Origin of the sequence: Bacillus sp. SIMBA_074 (assembly GCF_046534555.1) — a bacterium.
Classification (GTDB): domain Bacteria; phylum Bacillota; class Bacilli; order Bacillales; family Bacillaceae_G; genus Bacillus_A; species Bacillus_A mycoides.
In genome coordinates this window covers 1-258 of record NZ_JAWRYM010000787.1, presented here as the reverse complement: position 1 = coordinate 258, position 258 = coordinate 1, and the positions used below count along the sequence as shown (strand labels likewise).

Below are 258 nucleotides of genomic sequence, written 5' to 3'. Positions count from 1 at the left end.
AAGAGAAATTTGGCGATGCTCGCCGTACTGTAATCACGTTTGACGAGAATCATATCGAGGATGCAGATTTAATTCCAGAAGAAGATGTGGTCATTACGTTGACCCATGATGGATACATCAAGCGTCTCCCTGTTTCTACGTACCGTGCACAAAAGCGGGGCGGAAGAGGAATTCAGGGACTCGGAACCAAAAATGACGACTTTGTTGAGCATCTGTACATCACCAATTCCCATGACTACATCATGTTCTTTACTAGCA

At 44.6% G+C, this 258-nt stretch carries 1 protein-coding gene; it reads left to right on the top strand.

The window, feature by feature from the left end; all coding sequences use genetic code 11:
* A partial coding sequence (locus SB773_RS32910; protein WP_410594614.1) for a DNA gyrase C-terminal beta-propeller domain-containing protein occupies positions 1-258 on the top strand: 258 nt, incomplete at both ends.